The sequence below is a fragment of the Patiriisocius sp. 208BN25-11 genome, from assembly GCF_058147145.1.
This window is the reverse complement of the sequence record NZ_JBYVJY010000002.1, coordinates 64266-83852: the sequence shown is the minus strand read 5'-3', so window position 1 is coordinate 83852 and position 19587 is coordinate 64266. Positions and strand designations below refer to the sequence as shown.

The 19587-nt window shown below is 36.6% G+C and carries 23 protein-coding genes; 6 read left to right on the top strand and 17 right to left on the bottom strand.

Annotated elements, in window-relative coordinates:
- Nucleotides 1-69 precede the first annotated feature (69 nt).
- Nucleotides 70-1311: an ABC transporter permease gene (locus ACY2RS_RS03245; RefSeq protein ID WP_490097175.1), complete on the top strand. Its 1242-nt coding sequence runs from the start codon at nt 70-72 to the stop codon at nt 1309-1311.
- Between the two features lie 136 nt (nt 1312-1447).
- On the opposite strand, the gene ACY2RS_RS03240 is transcribed toward ACY2RS_RS03245, so the two are convergent.
- The 4 genes from ACY2RS_RS03240 to rpsF form a co-directional block, all read right to left on the bottom strand.
- Entirely contained in the window at nt 1448-1921 is a 474-nt protein-coding gene (locus tag ACY2RS_RS03240) for a DUF6495 family protein (protein WP_490097174.1), read from the bottom strand.
- Between the two features lie 79 nt (nt 1922-2000).
- A complete protein-coding gene (rplI, locus tag ACY2RS_RS03235) occupies nt 2001-2456 on the bottom strand; it encodes a 50S ribosomal protein L9 (protein ID WP_490097173.1) in 456 nt (151 codons plus the stop codon).
- Nucleotides 2457-2471: 15 nt separating this feature from the next.
- Entirely contained in the window at nt 2472-2768 is a 297-nt protein-coding gene (gene rpsR, locus ACY2RS_RS03230) for a 30S ribosomal protein S18 (RefSeq protein WP_490097172.1), read from the bottom strand.
- Nucleotides 2769-2771: 3 nt separating this feature from the next.
- Entirely contained in the window at nt 2772-3113 is a 342-nt protein-coding gene (gene rpsF, locus ACY2RS_RS03225) for a 30S ribosomal protein S6 (RefSeq protein ID WP_490097171.1), read from the bottom strand.
- 214 nt (nt 3114-3327) lie between these two features.
- On the opposite strand from rpsF, the gene ACY2RS_RS03220 reads away from it, so the two are divergent.
- Nucleotides 3328-4038 (top strand): LytR/AlgR family response regulator transcription factor, encoded by a 711-nt coding sequence (locus ACY2RS_RS03220; protein ID WP_490097170.1) that lies wholly within the window; start codon nt 3328-3330, stop codon nt 4036-4038.
- A gap of 132 nt (nt 4039-4170) precedes the next feature.
- Here the strand turns inward: ACY2RS_RS03220 and priA are convergent, their stop codons facing one another.
- The 5 genes from priA to nadC all read right to left on the bottom strand — a co-directional run bounded on the left by priA (nt 4171) and on the right by nadC (nt 9661).
- Nucleotides 4171-6621 (bottom strand): replication restart helicase PriA, encoded by a 2451-nt coding sequence (priA, locus tag ACY2RS_RS03215; protein WP_490097169.1) that lies wholly within the window; start codon nt 6619-6621, stop codon nt 4171-4173.
- A 105-nt stretch (nt 6622-6726) separates the two neighbouring features.
- Nucleotides 6727-7152, bottom strand: coding sequence for a DUF2147 domain-containing protein (locus tag ACY2RS_RS03210; RefSeq protein WP_490097168.1), 426 nt, complete (start codon nt 7150-7152; stop codon nt 6727-6729).
- A gap of 97 nt (nt 7153-7249) precedes the next feature.
- Nucleotides 7250-7813: a chalcone isomerase family protein gene (locus ACY2RS_RS03205; RefSeq protein WP_490097167.1), complete on the bottom strand. Its 564-nt coding sequence runs from the start codon at nt 7811-7813 to the stop codon at nt 7250-7252.
- Between the two features lie 16 nt (nt 7814-7829).
- Entirely contained in the window at nt 7830-8804 is a 975-nt protein-coding gene (locus tag ACY2RS_RS03200) for a YihY/virulence factor BrkB family protein (RefSeq protein WP_490097166.1), read from the bottom strand.
- Nucleotides 8804-9661 (bottom strand): carboxylating nicotinate-nucleotide diphosphorylase, encoded by an 858-nt coding sequence (gene nadC, locus ACY2RS_RS03195; protein ID WP_490097165.1) that lies wholly within the window; start codon nt 9659-9661, stop codon nt 8804-8806. The genes ACY2RS_RS03200 and nadC overlap by 1 nt, the downstream gene beginning before the upstream one ends.
- Before the next feature lie 192 nt (nt 9662-9853).
- Between nadC and ACY2RS_RS03190 the strand changes: the two genes are divergently transcribed.
- The 3 genes from ACY2RS_RS03190 to ACY2RS_RS03180 all read left to right on the top strand — a co-directional run bounded on the left by ACY2RS_RS03190 (nt 9854) and on the right by ACY2RS_RS03180 (nt 11541).
- A complete protein-coding gene (locus tag ACY2RS_RS03190) occupies nt 9854-10402 on the top strand; it encodes a DUF4442 domain-containing protein (protein WP_490097164.1) in 549 nt (182 codons plus the stop codon).
- Nucleotides 10403-10406: 4 nt separating this feature from the next.
- Complete coding sequence (gene rlmH / locus ACY2RS_RS03185) at nt 10407-10880, top strand: 23S rRNA (pseudouridine(1915)-N(3))-methyltransferase RlmH (protein WP_490097163.1); 474 nt, start codon at nt 10407-10409, stop codon at nt 10878-10880.
- 112 nt (nt 10881-10992) lie between these two features.
- On the top strand, nt 10993-11541 hold the full coding sequence (locus ACY2RS_RS03180) for a hypothetical protein (protein ID WP_490097162.1): 549 nt from the start codon (nt 10993-10995) through the stop codon (nt 11539-11541).
- On the opposite strand, the gene ACY2RS_RS03175 is transcribed toward ACY2RS_RS03180, so the two are convergent.
- The 8 genes from ACY2RS_RS03175 to ACY2RS_RS03140 form a co-directional block, all read right to left on the bottom strand.
- The gene (locus ACY2RS_RS03175) at nt 11531-11848 is read right to left on the bottom strand and encodes a DUF6122 family protein (protein ID WP_490097161.1); all 318 of its coding nucleotides are present in this window, start codon (nt 11846-11848) and stop codon (nt 11531-11533) included. The two genes, ACY2RS_RS03180 and ACY2RS_RS03175, sit on opposite strands and share 11 nt — an antisense overlap.
- Nucleotides 11848-13212 (bottom strand): aldehyde dehydrogenase, encoded by a 1365-nt coding sequence (locus tag ACY2RS_RS03170; protein ID WP_490097160.1) that lies wholly within the window; start codon nt 13210-13212, stop codon nt 11848-11850. The genes ACY2RS_RS03175 and ACY2RS_RS03170 overlap by 1 nt, the downstream gene beginning before the upstream one ends.
- A gap of 74 nt (nt 13213-13286) precedes the next feature.
- A complete protein-coding gene (locus tag ACY2RS_RS03165) occupies nt 13287-14054 on the bottom strand; it encodes a carboxypeptidase-like regulatory domain-containing protein (protein ID WP_490097159.1) in 768 nt (255 codons plus the stop codon).
- A 173-nt stretch (nt 14055-14227) separates the two neighbouring features.
- On the bottom strand, nt 14228-16150 hold the full coding sequence (locus ACY2RS_RS03160) for a DEAD/DEAH box helicase (RefSeq protein WP_490097158.1): 1923 nt from the start codon (nt 16148-16150) through the stop codon (nt 14228-14230).
- 203 nt (nt 16151-16353) lie between these two features.
- Entirely contained in the window at nt 16354-16923 is a 570-nt protein-coding gene (locus ACY2RS_RS03155) for a non-canonical purine NTP diphosphatase (RefSeq protein WP_490097157.1), read from the bottom strand.
- 164 nt (nt 16924-17087) lie between these two features.
- Nucleotides 17088-17462, bottom strand: a complete 375-nt coding sequence (locus ACY2RS_RS03150; RefSeq protein ID WP_490097156.1) for a VOC family protein — start codon at nt 17460-17462, stop codon at nt 17088-17090.
- 12 nt (nt 17463-17474) lie between these two features.
- Nucleotides 17475-17891, bottom strand: a complete 417-nt coding sequence (locus ACY2RS_RS03145) for a hypothetical protein (protein ID WP_490097155.1) — start codon at nt 17889-17891, stop codon at nt 17475-17477.
- 1 nt (nt 17892) lies between these two features.
- A complete protein-coding gene (locus ACY2RS_RS03140; RefSeq protein ID WP_490097154.1) occupies nt 17893-18552 on the bottom strand; it encodes a TrmH family RNA methyltransferase in 660 nt (219 codons plus the stop codon).
- Between the two features lie 360 nt (nt 18553-18912).
- Here ACY2RS_RS03140 and ACY2RS_RS03135 point away from each other — a divergent pair, with 360 nt between their 5' ends.
- Nucleotides 18913-19587 carry an SIR2 family NAD-dependent protein deacylase gene (locus ACY2RS_RS03135; RefSeq protein ID WP_490097153.1) on the top strand — a complete coding sequence of 225 codons (675 nt, stop codon included), beginning with the start codon at nt 18913-18915 and terminating at the stop codon, nt 19585-19587.

Here is a 19587-nt window from a genome sequence, read left to right as displayed (position 1 = left end):
CCAAAATTATATGCACCAATTCTGTAACTTTACGAAGTGCTTGTAGTCTAACAACAAACTTATCACCCTATGTTTTCATTGTTCCGCGAAAATGTGCGTATCGCACTCGATTCTATTAGAACGCAATTGCTAAGAACCATCCTTACCGTTATTATTATGGCCATTGGCATTTGGGCCTTAGTTGGTATTTTAAGTGCGGTAAACGCCTTAGAAACTAATATATCGGGGAATTTTGCTTCTATGGGTAGTAATACGTTTAACATACAACGCTATGAGTTTTCTGTAAATCGTGGCGGACGTGGAGAACGTGAAAAGATAAATCCAATAATTGGGTATGAAGATGTGCGTCAGTTTTTAGACAAATACGAATATCCATATGCAAACACATCAGTCTCCTTTGCTGGAACGCGAAGTGCTGAAGTTCGCTACGAAAGCAAAAAAACAGATCCAGAAGTACAAGTATACGGAGTGAATGAGAACTATTTGGAAAACACAGGTACCAAGGTTGATGAAGGAAGAAATTTCACGGTTTTCGATATTGAAAACAACACCAAAGTATGTCTTATTGGATCAGATTTTCTAAAAAGCCTTTTTGAAAATGAAAATCCTATTAACAAAACCATTAGCATTCGTGGAGTAAAGTTTAAAATTATTGGTGTTCTAGAATCCAAGGGAGCTACTTTTGGGAATAACCAAGATTTAAAGGTCTTGTTACCAATTCAAGCTGCACGTGGAATCTATACACAACCCAATATCAATTACACCATTAGTGTAAAGGTAGAAGATAAAGCCATGATGGAAGGTGCTCAAGATGAAGCTTTGGTTACCTTCCGAAATATTAGAGGCCTTACCCCTGTAGAGAAAAACAACTTTGGGATTTTACGAAGCGATGATTTATTAGCGCGTGCATCTGAAATAAGCAGCGTTCTGGAAACTGCTGCTTGGATCATTAGTATTATTACCATATTAGGTTCTTCTATTGCACTTATGAATATCATGTTAGTCTCTGTTACAGAAAGAACTAGAGAGATTGGTGTACGTAAAGCTTTAGGTGCCAAAAACGGAACTATCTCTACACAATTTTTGATTGAGACGATCGTAATTGGTCAGTTTGGAAGTCTTCTGGGAATCATATTAGGAATCCTCACTGGACTCGCCATTGCTGGGTTTTTCGACATTGAATTCACACTACCCGTCGTTGCAATGATCTGGTCTACTATTATCACACTTATTGTTGCGCTTATGGCTGGAGCGTATCCTGCAGTAAAAGCAGCGCGATTAGATCCTATTGAGAGTTTGAGATACGAGTGATTTAGACCGCTTCGCTGTTAGACCATTCGCTTCGCTCATTGTTGGAAGTTAGACCGTTCACATCGTTCACTGTTAGAAAAAAGATATTCGAAGCATTACATTCAAATTGAGGTATTTTCAAATCATCTAATCAATATTATTCTCCGAGGATACCTTCAAAAAACTGAAATAACTCCCCTTTTGTGATGACTGCTCCTTGTTGAATGAGCGTAAAGACATCCAAGTTTCTGTCTTCAGAGTATTTTTTAGTGGCCGTATAAAATTCTACATCGTCTGAACTGTAGTTTTTTTGTAGCCAGGCATAGCCTTCTTGTGTTGTAATATCAATGCCCTCCATGAGTACTTTTAGAGAGATTAACGACATTTCTTCTGCTCCCAATTTAAATAAGAACAATAGGTTTGGCGAGAAGTTTTCTAAGAACTTCGCTTGTCCTAAGGCGCCTTCCCACACCAAATCACTAAACACATCAACTTCTTGTTCGGCTACTTCGGGCTGCATTTCTTTTATTTTTTGCCATTCATCACCTGTAATAGACTGTGTGGCTAGAAAATTGATAAATTCTTGGTGAAGGCTTTCTAATTGTTCTTTGGTAAGTCTTGCGTATTTCATGGTAATATAACTATACTGATATTCATAAAAAAACCTCTCTACATTGCTGAGAGAGGTTTTATGTACTTAAAAAGTGTACTTATTTTGCTTCTGCAACTACGTCAAAAGTAAACGTAGAAACTACATCTCTGTGGAAACGAACGCTAGCCTCATATTGGCCTGTACGCTTGATAGTTCCTCCAGCGATAGAGATAAACTTTTTCTCTAACTCGATGCCTTCTTTAGCGAAAGCCTCAGCAAGGTCAGCGTTACCAACAGATCCAAATAATTTATCACCTTCGCCAGTTTTAGCTGTGATTTTGAATTCTGTTAATGCAGCAAGTTTATCAGCTTCTGCTTTTGCGTTATCGATAAGTTTTTGCTCTTTGTGAGCACGTTGCTTCAACGTTTCTGCAAGCATTTTCTTTTGAGATGGTGTTGCTAATACAGCGTGACCATTTGGAATCAAGAAATTTCTTCCGTATCCGTTCTTTACAGTAACTACGTCGTCTGTAAAACCAAGATTCTCAACGTCTTTTTTTAATATAAGTTCCATAATCCTATCTTGTTTTTATTTTAATAAATCGGCAACATAAGGCATAAGGGCCAAATGACGCGCTCTTTTTACAGCAACTGCAACTTTACGTTGGTACTTCAAAGAAGTTCCTGTAAGTCTTCTTGGTAACAATTTACCTTGCTCGTTTACAAATTTCAATAAGAAATCTGGATCTTTATAATCGATATACTTGATACCTGATTTCTTGAAACGACAATACTTCTTAGCTTTTGACGTCTCTATGTTTAGCGGAGTTAAATATCTAATTTCTCCGTCTTTTTTTCCTTTTGCTTGTTCTTGTATTGATGCCATAGCTTATACTGTTTTAATGTTATCACGCTTTCTTCTTCTCTCTGCCCAAGCAACAGCGTGCTTGTCCATAGATACAGTAAGGTAACGCATTACACGCTCATCTCTTCTAAAAGCTAATTCTAATTCGTTGATAGCTTCACCTGCTACAGTGTACTCAAACATGTGGTAAAAACCACTTTTTTTGTGTTGAATGGCATAGGCTAATTTCTTTAGCCCCCAATTCTCTTTACATATCATCTTAGCACCTTTAGAAACAAGAATATCTTCGAATTTCTTTACTGTTTCCTTTATCTGATCTTCAGATAAAACGGGATTTAAGATGAAAACAGTTTCGTAATGATTCATTTTAAAAATCTATTAAAAATTAATATAAGTCTCCTAGCATCGTGCTAAGAGTGTGCAAAAATACTATATAATTTAGAAATATCAAACAGCATTTGGAATAAATAATATTTCCGAAGCAAAACAGATAAAGTGTGTTTTTTTTACGATTAAAATAAAAAAAAGTTGCAGTTCATCGATAAAACACGTATTATTGCTATGTTAAACTTAACCTATTATGGATAAACCATTATTAAAGTGTGCTATTGTAGATGATTCTACCCTACAGAGACTTTCTATTGTTAAATTAATAGAAAATCATCCCGCGTTAAATTTGGTAGCTGAATACAATAATGCTATTGAGGCAAAAATGGGATTGGCAACCACCGAGATTGATTTAATCTTCTTGGATATTGAAATGCCTATCCTATCTGGGTTCGATCTGTTAGACGATTTAACACACAAACCACAAATTATTTTTGTAACTGGTAAAACGAAATATGCATTCAAGGCATTTGATTATGATGCTATTGATTATTTACGAAAGCCTATTTCAAAAGAACGTTTCTTAAATGCCGTTCATAAAGCCATTACAAACTTTAAGTTGAAAAACGATGATGGTTTTGATGATGAAGATTTCATATTTGTTAAGAGTAATTTAAAGAAGCGTAAAGTATTCTTAAACGAATTACGCTACATAGAGGCTTTAGGAGATTATGTGAAATTAGTAACCGAGCATGACGCATTGGTTGTACTTTCTACCATGAAAGCTTTTGAGGCTTTGCTCCCAAAAGAACGTTTTTTACGTATCCATAAATCATATATCGTAAACCTTGACAAGGTAGAACGTTATAACAGTAAAGTCATTGAACTTGATAAGGAAGAACTCCCGTTAAGTAGAAATAGAAAAGCAGATTTGGTGCAAGCATTAGCTTCTTCAAATAGATAATACTACCTTTTTATAATTAATCCAGGTTTTTTAGTTTCAATATTTTTGAAACAGAGAGAAAATCTGGATTTTTTTATGCCCCATATTTAAAGTTGCTTAGTACCTTCTGAAATTTTAAAAGACACTACCAAGTTAGTAATTATCAACATCAATAGTAACTCTAATCGTCGAAAACTCTTTAGCCGCATTAAAACTTCGTTGTACTTTGGCAATATAGGCTTTGGTTTTGTGCAAGGATTGTTTTTTTGAAATTTTAACCAACACCGATGTGATATACAGATTCCGTATTCTAGACACTGGTGGTGCTTCGGGACCTAACACATTATCTTGTAGTTGTTGTTGCAATGCTTTTGCATACCAATAGGCTCCCTTTTCAACTTTTTGTAAATTTCTGTCCTTAAAAGTGATTTTTATGGTTCTAAAATAGGGCGGATATTTAAACTGATAACGTTCTTCTTTTTGAACAGCATACATCTCTTTATAATTATTCACACTCACCTGTTGTAAAATGGTATGAAACGGATTATAGGTCTGTATCAACACCCTGCCTCTTTTTTGAGTACGCCCTGCCCTACCCGCTACTTGTTGCAATAATTGAAAACTTCGTTCATGGGCTCTAAAATCTGGGAAATTCACTAGATTGTCGGCATTCATAACGCCTACTAAACCTACATTTCTAAAATCTAATCCTTTTGCAAGCATTTGAGTGCCTACCAAAATATCGATCTCTAGATTTTCTAATCGATCTATGAGTTTTTTATAAGCATGTTTCCCTTTGGTGGTGTCTTGATCCATTCTAGCAATGGTGTGATCTGGAAACAACGCTAGCAATTCTGTCTCTATTTGCTCAGTACCAAAGCCTTTGCTGTCTAGGGTTTCTAGTCCACAGGCCATACAACTTATTTGCATAGGTGTATGATGTCCGCAGTAGTGACAACGTAACTGATTTTTATATTGATGGTATGTAAGACTTACATCACAATTAGGACATTGAGGCGCTGTACCACAGGTCTTGCATTCTACAATGGGGGAATACCCTCTCCTATTTTGAAATAAAATGATTTGTTCATTATTAGCTAACGACGCTTTTATTTCCTCCAACAAACGATCACTGAAATGACCTGTCATGAGTCGCTTTTTGTGCTTGTCTTTAATATCAACTAACTCAATTGTAGGCATTTTAACATTTCCGAAGCGCTTAGAAAGCTCTACCAAACCATACTTCCCTTCAGCAGCATTATAATAACTCTCCAAAGAAGGTGTCGCAGAACCCATGAGGGTTTTGGCACCATGTAAATTAGATAACACCACAGCGCTATCTCTAGCGTGATAGCGAGGTGCCGAATTGTATTGCTTAAAAGAAGGTTCATGAGATTCGTCTACAATCAATAAACCAAGCTTTTGAAACGGAAGAAATAATGAAGATCGTGCGCCAATAATGATTTGCGCCTTGGGTTTGTTTTCGAGTACATTGTTCCAAACCTCTACGCGCTCGTTTACACTGTATTTGGAATGGTACACAGATATTTTCTCACCAAAATAATATTGAAGTCTTGTAATAAGCTGCGTAGTAAGCGCAATCTCGGGTAGCATGTATAGAATTTGCTTTCCGGTGGCTAGCATCTCTTCTATCAATTTTACATAGATTTCGGTCTTCCCGCTGGCGGTTACTCCATGTAAAAGCACCACCTCTTGTGATTCAAAAGAATCCTTTATTTCTTGAAAAGCGGTTTCCTGTGCCTCACTTAGTTTTTTTATTTCTTCACCCGCTTCACCTTCGTAATTGATACGGTCTTTTTTAAGATAAAATTCTTCTAAAATTCCTTTAGTCACTAGTGACTTAATAGAACTTGCTCCTGCACCACTGGCTTTTTGCAGAGCATCTACTCCAACGGCCTTTGTGGTTTTGGCTTGCAATGTAAATAATTGTAATAGAATTTCTTTTTGTTTTGGAGCTCTAGAAAGTGTATCGAGTAATGCAACCAATTGCGTTTCGTCTTGGTAGGCTTCGGAAATTTTAATGTACCGCTTTAATTTAGGGGTATACTGCTCATAGACTTCTTCTTGTACTTCAATAATGCCTTTTTCTAATAAACCTTTAAGCACTTTTACAACATTGGTGCGGTCTAGCACAGAACGTACATCATTGATATGCATAGGCGATCTATGCTGCAGAGCTTCCACCACGAGAAATGCTTCGTCTGAAAGCTGTGTATCGTCAAATTGTATTGAGGTATTTAAGGACACTACTGTTTCACTTTCAAGCAGAAAAGCACTGGGTAATGCGGCCTTAATAATCTCACCCAAAGTACACATGTAGTAATTTGCCATCCATTCCCAATGCTTAATTTGCGTTGGTGTGATGATGGGTGTTTCATCTAAAATCTGATCAATACTCTTGGTTTCGTAGCCTTGAGGAGCTTGATCATGCACCTGATACACGATGGCGGTATAGACCTTAGATTTTCCGAAGGGAACAGCCACACGATGTCCTTGCTGTAAAAAGCCAGCTTCATCCTTATTTACACTATAGGTAAAGGTTTGCTTTAAAGGAATGGGAAGTATGACATCTATGTAGAACAAGTGTTGAGTGTTGAGTGTTGAGTGTTGAGTGTTGAGTGTTGAGTAAAAATAGAAAAAGGCTACTTAAAAATTAAGCAGCCTTTGACTTGTTTTATACACAAGTTATTAGTTGGTTCTAAACCAGTACTGTGTTCTGCCCAAGGCAGCAAAACCAATATAGCCTCTTAGTTTTAACTTATCATCTTCTACTAGTTTGATATAACATTTATAGATGCTTCCACTTTCGGGATCTAGTATGGTACCACCATTGTATTCGTCTCCATCTTTTTCTAGATCATTCATAATAACCATACCCGAAACAGGCTTTCCATTATTCTCTCCTTCGCATTTATCACAAATACTATTTTCTTGACCAGGCACCAAAACTTTTAAGATTTTACCGTATACCTTATCACCTTCTTTGTAGATTTCTACAATAGATTTTATTTCGCCAGTAACATCATCTACAGATTTCCATTTCCCAAAAACATCTTGTGCATTCGATGAGGCAGATAGGAATAACAAGGATAGTGTAAAGAATATCGTTTTCATAGTTTTAAAATTTCAGATTAAAAAATCCAGAAAGGGTGTTTATAACAACGCAATCTGGATTTTTAGTATTTTATAAAATGTGTTATGTTTTTTAAAATTACTTACCTAACATTCCTCTTTTAAGCTTGCTGTCTGCTGGGTCGTTTCCTAACCAGATACCGAACAATGCTTTTTTGAAATCCATTCCTGTGATGGTTCCTAGCTCTTTTCCGTTTTTGTAACATACCGCACCTTTTCCAGTTTGGTAGGTAATATCGAAGGTGTCACCTTCTACAATCTCATCACTAAAGAAGCCTTTAAAAGTTTTAATGTCGTTTGCAATAGCGCTTGTATTTCCATTTGTAGAAGCATCAAAACCTTCTTCAACAGCTTCGCTCATTGCTTCACTAGAAACAAAACTTGAAGTAATAACTAGACGAATCGCCTGTGTTTGATCTGCATTTACAATTGTTTTAGCATCTTTCGACTTACTTGGTAAGTACAATCCGCCAGAATATAACTTAAGCATCATGGCTTTTTTACGAATACCCGCTCCGTTAAGAACAAGACTTTCTCCATTAAACTCTAAAGAATTTGGTAAGGTTACCTCTCCAACCTGAGTTTGAGCCGTAGCCATGTTTAATGTGAATACTGAAATTGCAAGTAGGATAATTTTTTTCATTTTTGTTTGTTTAAAATTAATTAGTTTCGATTTGTTTATCGCGTAAACGCTGTAATGTAATATTAAGCTCAAAGCCTAACAATAATAAGTTACTATTTATCCAAATATATAATAACATTATTAAAAGTGCCCCAAGAGATCCATATAACTCGTTGTATGTTGAAAAATTATTAATGTAAACGCCAAATAAATAGGTAGTTAACAAAAATAATAATGTCGTAACAATTGCCCCTAATGAGAAGAATTTTGAAATTCTCCCTTCTTTGGTACCAAAATAATATAAAGTAGCAATAATACTATACAACAAGAATACAAAGATCGTGAGTTGCAATGCCGATACCCAAAATATATCCTTACTTATATACGATCTTCCTTGAAGGTCGCTTATGATATATTCTCCGTAAAGGATCACCACAACGGTAGCAACCAATAACAATGCCAAAAGTATAGAAACCCCTAAAGCAACTGCATACTGCTTAAAGAACCCCCTGTTAATAGTGACGTGATAAGAATACTCAAAAGCACTAAAAATTGCATTTACACCATTGGCAGCTAAAAATATAGATAATAAAAAGACAAAAGAAAGTAGCCCTCCTCTTGGATTTAAAGCAATATCTTCAATGACAGGATAAAATAAATCTGCCGTTTGTGGTGGTAGGATATCTTCAATAAAGGTTAAGAATCTAGTCTGAAAACCATGTATAGGTATATAGGGAATCAAGTTTAGGATAAAAAGCAGGAATGGAAAAATAGCCACAAAAAAACTATATGCAATCGAGGTTGCTCGAGGCGAAAATGTCCCTGAAATAATACCTTGAAAATATAGTTTATGAAAATCGTAAAAGGTTAAGCCCTCTAATCCTGGTAATTTAATTTGATTAGTAAGCCATAATAACTGCTTCACTATCGGAATAGTATTCAATCTTGACTCCGTTGTAGTGATTTCGTCTTCAACCACCTGCTCATTTATGGGGGATGGTTTTTCTTGCATTAAACTGCTTTTAAACTTAAATCCATGTTATACACAGAATGTGTTAAGGCACCACTAGAGATAAAGTTCACTCCACACTCTGCATATTGCCTAATAGTGTCTAGGGTAATTCCCCCACTCGATTCTGTTAGACAAGTATCGCCAATCATTTCTACTGCTCTTCGAGTATCTTCATAATTAAAATTATCAATAAGAATTCTATACACACCTTTAGTAGAAAGTATTTTCTCAATTTCTCCTAAGTCTCTTGCCTCCACAATAATTTTTAAATCTAAATTCTTTTCTTCCAAATAAGCATTTGTAGTTTCTATAGCCTTAACAACACCACCACAAAAATCAATATGATTGTCTTTTAACATGATCATATCGTACAATGCAAACCTGTGGTTTTCGCCACCACCAATCTTAACCGCCCATTTTTCAAGCGCTCTAATTCCTGGAGTTGTTTTTCTAGTATCTAAAATTTTGGTGCCAGTGCCTTCTAAAAGCGTTACAAAAGCATTGGTTTTGGTAGCAATAGCACTCATACGCTGCATGGCATTTAAGACCAAACGCTCTGCTTTTAAAATGGATTGTGAGTTTCCTGATACATAAAAACAGATGTCTCCGTATTTCACAGGGGTTCCATCTTCTATTTTTACATCAATTTCTAGCCCCGGATCTACATAATCAAATACTTGCTTGGCAAAATCAATACCTGCAATTATTCCTTCATCTTTTACGAGTAATTTTGCTGTGCCTTGCGCATCTTCTGGTATGCATGCTAGAGAACTATGATCACCATCACCTACATCTTCACGTATGGCATTGGCAATAATGATGTCTATTTCTTTGTTAAATTGCTTCTTTGAGATCATTAGAGGACATTTTTTTGCTAAGTTAAAAAAATAGCAGGCAGTAGAGCTCCTCTCGTCTCTTTTTTTTCTCCGGAAATACTAGAAATTCAATCGCGTTTGTAAATCGTTAGCTAGGCTTACATTTCTTTGTAATTTTGCAATTCTTGAATTGAAACTAATATTTCAGAACAAAAAACTAACAAATCACAATTCATGTCTGTATATCAAAAGATTGCTGCTATTACTACCAAATTGTTTGGGAGACCTACTGCATTTAAGTATGGTTTTAATTTTTCACCCATGTACAGGAGAAGCACTGCGAGAATACAAACGGTGTCTGATGACATGCTGAACATCACCATCAAGTTACCCCTGAGTTACAAAAACAGAAACTACGTAAACTCAATTTTTGGCGGCAGTATGTTTTCTGCTACAGATCCTATTGCCATGATACAACTCATGAGCATCTTAGGTGACGACTATATTGTTTGGGATAAGTCTGCTGAAATTTTCTTTAAAAGGCCCGCTAAAGAAAATTTGTATGCCGATTTTATATTTACAACAGAAGAAGTTGAAGACATAAAAAAACGTATTGCAACTTCAAACGAAACAGACATTACAAAAGTGATTGAACTCACAAACAAAGCAAAAACAATTACCTATTGCGAAGTCCGTAAGGTAATCTATGTAGCTACAAAAGAACACTACAAAGTCAAACGACGCACTAGATTAGCAAGGCAAAAAAACTTTTCAAAAAACTAAGGCTATGAAAATCACTTTAATCGCGGTTGGAAAAACAGACGACCCCAACATCATAGCGCTTACAGAGACCTACTGCAAACGGCTGGGACATTATGTGAAGTTTAGTTTTGACATTATTCCTGATATCAAAAACGTAAAGAATTTAAGCGAAGCCCAACAAAAAGTTGCTGAAGGCAATGAAATTATTAAAAAATTACAACCCAGTGATTTTTTAATCTTATTAGATGAAAAAGGAAAAACCTTTACTTCTGAGGGGTTTTCGGTATTGCTACAAAAGAAAATGAATAGTGGTCTCAAGAACCTTGTCTTTGTCATTGGCGGACCATATGGTTTCAGTGAAGCTATGTATGCTCGAGCCAATAGTAAGATTTCTTTATCACCTATGACCTTTTCTCACCAAATGGTACGACCTTTTTTTATAGAACAATTGTATCGAGGTTTTACCATTTTAAAAAATGAACCCTATCACCATAAATAGAAAAAGCAATTAAAATTAAAGTGTTTAGTTTTTTTTTATAATTTTAAACAACAATACCTCCCATACAAGTTTGTAATGGTATAAAATTCTAATGAACCTAGTGTATTCCCGTATGCAGCTATTTATTCTAGCTGCGGCTATTGAATTGCTTATATTTCTTGGGTGCTATCTCTATTTTTATAGTATTCCTGAGGTTTTTCGCTATGCAGCACGTTATTCTGGTAGAGCTTCGTTGCTTGTTTATCTCGGAATATTTGGGTACTTCTTATGTTATTATCGTGAATGTACAGGTACGCACATTTCAGAAATGAAATCCTTTATGCAGGCCTTCTCTATTATGCATGTGATCCATTTTGGCTTCTTGGCTGCTAATGTATACATCAACAACATTGAACTTATACCATTTAAATTAGCTGGTGGAATTCTTGGATATTTACTCATTATCCTTTATCCATTTTTTATCGAACGAATAAAAAACATAAAATATCACCTCATTTATTTTTATTACATAGGCTTTATCATGATCATGACCTACGTATCTAGAATAAAAGGGGATTTTGAACTGGTAACACCTTCTGTTATCCATTGTGTTGGCCTTGGAAGCGTATTAGCCTTTATTGCACTTAGTTTTGTAGTGCTATTCCAAAAACCTAGATACTAGCCATCCAAATACAATCTATTTTATCTGTTGCCATATGCAATAACAATCCAAGTGAAACGATTCTTGTTTTTGGAAACAACAATAAAATACAATAACAAATAATAGCGAGCGGTTGGTGTAATACATGAAAACCTATACTACAACGAGTTGCGTCAAACACGGGAGTTGCTAATAGATGATCAAGATCTACAAGCATGGTCGCTATAAGTATTGCTGAAATTTTAACCCATTGTTTCTTGTAGAAAATAAAAGCAATAGCAATGGGAACTAAAAAATGCAAACCATAATGTACCAGGCCCTGTAGCATTATTGTAATTTAAATAATTGTTTGATGATTGAAAATTTGAATTTTGTATAGGGTGGATACTTAAATGGTGCTTCGAACCAGGTAGGCTTATCCAAAATACCTTTATAGTGACTAAAAACACGAAAGCCTGCCTCTCCATGATATTTACCAATTCCACTGGTACCTACTCCGCCAAAAGGGAGGTGCGGATTTGAAATGTGCATCACCGTATCATTTACTGCGCCACCACCAAAAGATATGCGCTCTAGTACGCTTCGTTTTGTTTTGCTACTACTAGTAAAAACATAGCAAGAGAGAGGTTTTGGCATCGATTGGACTTTCTCAATAGCCATATCAAGCGAGTCATAAGAAATAACTGGCAAAATGGGTCCAAAAATTTCCTCTTGCATTACCTTATCTTCAAATGTAACATCTTTTAAAAGGGTTGGCTCGATATATCGTATTTCCTTATCTAAATTCCCTCCATGATACACATTTGCAGTATCTATCATGTTAGAAAGCCTTTCAAAATTACGGTCGTTTATGATTTGTACGTAGTTATCATTTTCTAATGCGTAGTTGGCTTTTAAAATTTCCGCAGTACAAGCAGCTAAAAATTTGGATTCTATTTGTTTGTCAACATAGCAATAGTCTGGCGCAATGCACGTTTGTCCTGCGTTCAAGAATTTACCCCACACTACGCGTTTTGCTGCCATTTTAACATTGCAATCTTTGGTAATAAAAGCGGGGCTCTTCCCACCTAACTCAAGAGTAACTGGGGTTAACTGTTTCGCAGCAGCTTTGTATACTATTTTGCCTACTGCCGTACTTCCTGTAAAAAATATCTTGTCAAATTTTTGGTCTAATAAAGCTGTGGTTTCTGGTATTCCTCCTTCAATTACTTTTAAAAAAGAAGGATGGAAGGCTTTATTTAATAGTGTAGCTAATACTTTAGATGTTTCCGAGGGTATTTCGCTCGGTTTTAAAACAACGGTATTACCAGCAGCTATAGCAGCAACTAAAGGAGCTAATGTTAATTGATAAGGATAATTCCAGGCGCCAATCACTAAGGTAACTCCCAGTGGCTCTGGTATGATATAACTTTTTGCTGGAAAATTTGCGAAGTTGGTAGCGACTTTCTTCTTTTTACTCCAACGATGCAATTTTTGTTTTGCTTCTTTTATATCGTGCAACACGAGTCCGATTTCAGTAACATAATTCTCGAAACTGCTTTTTTTGAAGTCGGCATAAATTGCAGCATCTAATACTTCTAAATTTTCTTTTAAAAGTTTTTCTAAACGCTTTAGTTCGTTTATTCTAAAAGAAATATCCTTGGTAGCCTGAGTATTAAAAAAACGACGTTGTTGGGCAACAATTTCTTTCATGGAATGGAAAAGCATGTATGAACTACTACTCTATATAAGTTTATTTAAACTACTATAGATCAGAAAACTAAAATTTATTTGTCTCTATTTAAAACGCGATATTCTTCATAACATTCGCTCACAGCATCTAGGATCTGAAGGTCATTTGCAGAATTAATAAAGTCACTTGAATAACTACAATTATTTAAAATTTCATCTATGTCTAAGCGTTCTAATTGCAGTATTGCCATGAGGGTTTCCCTATCAAACTTACTCGCTAAGAGGTTCCTTATTTCATCATTTTCTTTCATTTGGCGCAACTTCTTCATTTGCCGGGGTCGTTTACCAAATACATTATAGAGGAAATCTGCCGGATTAAAGACAGCGCTTAACACTTTATTTACAGCACCAGGTTGTCTGCTTCCGCCTTCATAACCACTGCCTCCAATACCGTCAATTCTATACCGATAGTTATCGTATATTGGAATGGTGCGGGCATCTACTTCAACATATCCTGTAAGAGTAACAGGCTTTACCACTACCTCTTCTAGGGCGATTCCTAGTTCTGTCATTTTAATCTTTACATCTCCATACGACAACCAATCGTTGGTAACGCGTACGCGAATAGATTTAAATCCTAAATATGAAAAATAGAGTGTATCGTTTACGGCAGCCCTAATTTGAAATTCTCCTTTGGTATCTGTTGTAGCTCCCCAGACTTGGTTTAGGTTTACAATGTTTACGTTTTCTAAGGCTTTGTCGGTAGCCGCATTTTCAACCGTACCTCTAATAGAAACGATGTCTTGCGCATTACTAATTGCAATAAAAAAGGTAAGTAGGAATAAGGAAATTAATTGTTTCATAGGTACGTTTACAAATGTACAGATTATAGACGTTAATTCCGTGCCAAAGTTTCAAGAGGTCATAAAAAATGTTCAGAATTTACTAAAAACCACCATCTTCTAACATTTCAGAAACAAAAAAAGGCTTGTTAGTAATACACCAACAAACCTTTCTTTTTTATGATAAAGAGAAATTATCCTCTACGTCTTCTACCACCTGTACCGCCGCTTTCTGGTCTTGATTTACCACGACGTTTTCCACTAAACTTCGGTTTGTTACCGTCACGACTAAAATCGCCTCCACTATCTCTACCACCGCTCTCTCTTCTTCTATCATCTCCACCACTGCTTCTTCTTCCTTCTCCATCTCCGCTACGTTTTCCTTTGTAGCCTCCACCACCGCCACTTCTTCCGCGACCGCGATCTCTATCTCCACCACCACTTCGTTTACGATCTCTTCCGCTGCCGAAACTGCGGTTTCCAACACTTCTTCCACGACCACGGTCTCTTCCACCACCACGTCGTTCAGATTTTTCAGAAACTTCAACATTTACATGCCTACCATCTAATTTAAAATCTTCAAAGGCTTGTAATACTAAGTCTTTGTGTTTTGGGTCTGTGTTAAAAAATGAGAAGCTGTCTTTTACATCTACTTTGTAGACATCATCTTTTTCTAGTCCTAATAGATCTCGCAAGAAATCTTTTAAGCTCATCCAGTCAAAGTCGTCTTTATTACCCACATTCAAGAAATAACGCACACTATCGGTGTCGTCTCTATACTCTCTTTCGCTTGCTTTACCGTTGATATCTTTTGCTTTGCTGTAGTAATTGTAAAAACGTGTGAATTCTACCGAGAAAAACTTCTTGATAAGTTCTTCTTTACTAAAGTCTTCTAGCGCTTCGTTAATTTGTGGCAAATACGCATCGATATCGTGGTTGATTTCGGTTGCTTTGATATTATTTGCCAAGTGCATCAACTGCTTTTCGCAAATCTCCATTCCAGAAGGCACTTCTTTTTTATCGAAAGATTTCTGAATTTTCTTTTCTATACTTTTAATCTTACGCACTTCACTCTTGGTAACAATTACCATAGAAATACCTTGATTTCCAGCACGACCTGTTCTACCGCTACGGTGAGTATACGTTTCAATCTCGTCTGGTAATTGGTAGTTAATTACGTGTGTAATATTATCCACATCTATACCACGTGCTGCTACATCTGTAGCCACCAACATTTGTATTTGGCGACTTCTAAACTGCTTCATCACTATATCACGCTGATTCTGACTCAAATCACCATGAATGGCTCCGGCGCTGTATCCATCTGCAATTAATTGCTCGGCTACTTTTTGTGTATCTCTTTTGGTTCTACAGAAGACTACAGAGAAAATCTCCGGATTTGCATCTGCCAAACGTTTTAAGGCTTGATATCTATCACGAGCTCCTACTAAGTAATATTCGTGAGAAACATTGCTAGATCCTACGTTTTTAGATCCAACCGTAATTTCTTCTGGCTCATGCATGAACTCTTTAGCAATAGTTGCCACTTCTCTAGGCATGGTTGCGCTAAAAAGCCAGGTACTCTTATCAATAGGTGAATGCGATAAAATTTCAGTAATATCCTCATAGAAGCCCATATTTAACATTTCATCTGCTTCATCAAGTACGCAGTACTCAATTTTTGAAATATCAATCATTCTACGGCTAATCATATCTTTCATCCTTCCAGGTGTAGCTACAATTACTTGCGCCCCTTTTTTGATGTTTCTAGCCTGATCTTGTATGCTTGCTCCACCATAAATAGCCACAACGTTTAAGCCTTTTTTGTGCTTCCCGTAGTTGGTCATTTCATTGGTGATTTGCAGACAAAGTTCTCTTGTTGGCGAGAGGATAAGCCCCTGCGTAGTGCGACTGTTTACGTCGATTTTTTGTAGCATTGGAAATCCAAATGCTGCGGTTTTACCTGTTCCAGTTTGTGCTAAAGCCACCAAATCGGTGTCTTTCTCTAATAAAATTGGAATGGCTTGTTCTTGAACTTCAGAAGGGGTTTCAAAACCCATATCGGTAATCGCCTGAAGTAATTGCTCGTCTAGGCCTAAAGCCTTAAATGCTGTCATAGTTACTTAATAATATATTTATGTGTGTGCGTTGAGAAGCATCGACACATAATACCTACGACTTCATTTTGCACTACCTCACCCTGAGGATTTTAGAAAGTGCAAAAGTACTGCTAATTGTGAGATATACAACTATAAAATATACCTTATTTATTTTGAGGTAATTATGAAGTTTATATTCTGAAATTTTAGAACTCAACTACTTATTTAAAATAATCAAACAATTGTCGCATCGCTTTACCTCTATGGCCTATTTCGCTTTTTTCTTCTAATGTCATTTGTGCAAATGTCTGTGTTTTGCCATTAGGTAAAAATATTGGATCGTAGCCAAAACCTTTGTCACCTTGCTTGGATTTTGTAATCGACCCTTCGCAAATGCCTTCAAAAGCGGTTTCTTTTCCTTGAAAAGAAAGTGAAATAACCGTTTTAAATCGTGCCGAACGATCTTCTTTATCAGATAAGTTAGCTAATAATTTAGCCATATTGTTTTCGGCATTGGCGTCTGGCCCCGCATAGCGCGCGCTAAAAACTCCAGGTTCATTGTTAAGTGCGGTTACTTCTAGCCCTGTATCATCGGCAAAACAGTCTAAACCATAGTGCTCTTTGACATGCGCCACTTTTAAAGCAGCATTTCCCTCGATAGTCGAAGCCGTTTCTGGAATATCCTCGTGGCAGTCAATATCTGTAAGACTTAACAATTCTATACTGTCTGGTAAAAAAGCTTTTACTTCTTTGAATTTATTTTGATTATGCGTTGCAAAAACAAGTTTCATGAGATTGATGTTTGATGTTTGATGACGGATGACGGGTGAGATCTAATTTGAAAATGAAATAAAAATAAAAGCTTTGCTCCCTTTAGGGCTGGGGCAAACAAAGCTTGGTGACGGATGAAATTAACTAAAACTGCACACTGCCACTGAATACTGATCACTGAGCACTACTCCATAGAATGCAAGGCCACTCTGTTTCCTTCACTGTCTAAAAATACTCCCATAGAACCGTGGTCTGGAGAAATTTGTTTCTTAGCTTGTAGGACCTTCCCTCCTGCGTTTTTTACTTTTTCTAGAGTTTCATCTATATGTTCACAACTAAAATACACTAGCGTGCCATTATCTCTAGGCTCATAATTGACGTTTTCAATAAGTGTTCCTGTAGTTCCATAGGTATTTCCTTTGCTGGGAAACCATCCCATTTTCACACCACCTAAGTCGTGCAACTTCATTTCATATCCAAATACAGTTTCATAAAAGGCTATAGCACGTTCTATGTCTTTTACTGGCAATTCGAACCAGCCTACAATATTATTTTCCATTGCTTTACATTTTTATTCTAAGGCGTCACATAATGCATGAATAGCCTTCACGAGTGATTTAATTTCGTTGGGGGGATTGCCTTGGTCAAACGGACTTGAGGTATATATGTTCTTAGAATTAGCAATCGTTATATGAGCCGATGCAGCGCCATCTGAATAGCTTTCTGTAGAAGGTCTCTCTAACTCAGATATATTATTGACTTCTATTACCTCGAGGTGTTCCATTAGTGCCAACCAATCTTTTAAAGCGATCGCTCGTTCCTTAACATCAGATTGATTGTAGTTATTATAAATAAGAACCTTTGTTGGAGAAATTATCGCTTTGTAATAAAACCCTCTAGTACTAGCGGTGTAGGTTATTTCAGTTACATCAGTATTCTGACAACCATTAGTCGTGAACATAAATAATATAATAAATACAAGTTTCATATTAGTTGGGGTTTTCTTCGTAATAACGTTGTACAATATCATCGATGCTTCTTATGGTGTTTTTTGCCCAAAGCAATCGGAGTTCGTTTTTCTTTTTTTCTGTTAACTTCCAGTCGACATCACTTTGCTTCAATTTAGTAACAACGTGTTGTAAAACAATAGCTGCAGATACCGATATATTTAAACTTTCAGTAAAACCATACATAGGTATTTTTAAACTTACATCTGCTTCTTTTAATACCGTATCACTCAAGCCATCTTTTTCTCTTCCGAAGAAAAAAGCGCTCTTTTTGGTCACATCAAAATCATGCAAATACACGCTTTCATTATGTGGAGATGTGGCTACAATTTGATAGCCATCTTCTCGCAAAGAATCGATACAGTTTTGCACCGAGTTATACCGATGCAGGTCTACCCATTTCTGAGCCCCCATGGCAATTTCTTTATCTATTCTTTTAGTATTTTCTTCTTCAACGATACTCAAGCCTTGTACACCAAACACCTCGCAACTACGCATAACTGCGCTGGTGTTGTGTAACTGAAAAACATCTTCTGTTACCACCGTAAAATGCTCAGTACGCATCGACATTACACGCTCGAAGGTTTCTTTTCGTCTGTCTGTAAGATAGGTCTGTAAATGGGCTAATAAATCTAAATCCAAAAGAGTACTAGGTTGTTTTTGTAAATATAATAGAAAAATTAGACCGCTGCGCTGTTAGACCGTTCACTTTGTTCACTTATGGACCGTTTGCTTGCGCTCATTGTTGGATGTTAGACCAGTCACTTCGTTCCTTGGTAGGGCATTCGCTTTCGCTCACTTTTTGGACGATGAAAAATAAAATTGAAAGACACTACAATACTACAAAACATCTATAAAAACCCTTGAACTTCTCTAAAGCTTAATATTCAGATCTCTCTTCTATCAATGATCGCTAGCGAATGTTCTAACTTCTAACAGCGCAGCGGTCTAACATCTAACAACGAAGTGGTCTCTTTCAAATCCATTTAGTACTTTAGCAAGATGAAGATAGCAGTATTAACAGGTGCAGGGATTTCTGCAGAGAGCGGACTCAAAACTTTTCGAGACAGCAACGGATTATGGGAAGGTCATGATGTTATGGAAGTGGCGTCTCCACAAGGGTTTGCTAACAATCCAAGTTTGGTATTGGATTTCTACAATCAGCGTAGGCGACAATTACTAGAAGTACATCCCAATGCCGCGCATACTGCATTAGCCACCCTTGAAAAAGAGCATGAAGTAACTATTATCACGCAAAACGTAGATGATCTTCATGAACGTGCTGGGAGTACAAATGTTATCCATTTGCATGGAGAGTTATTAAAAGCCCGAAGTACGTACAAAGAAGACAGTGTTATAGACTGTCGAGAAGATATTTTATTAGGAGATTTGTGTGAACATGGGTTTCAAATGCGTCCGCATATTGTTTGGTTTGGTGAGGCGGTTCCACTTATTGAAACTGCCATTCCTATTATTGAAAAAACAGACCTTGTCATGGTGGTGGGCACTTCGCTTCAGGTCTATCCCGCCGCTAGGCTTATTCAATATGCACCAGCTCATGCGCATACGTATTATATTGATCCAAATCCTGCAATAGCCTCAAACAACAGCGTTACTGTGCTTTCTGAAAAGGCGACTACAGGGGTTCCTAAACTTATAGCTTCGCTGAAATTTTAA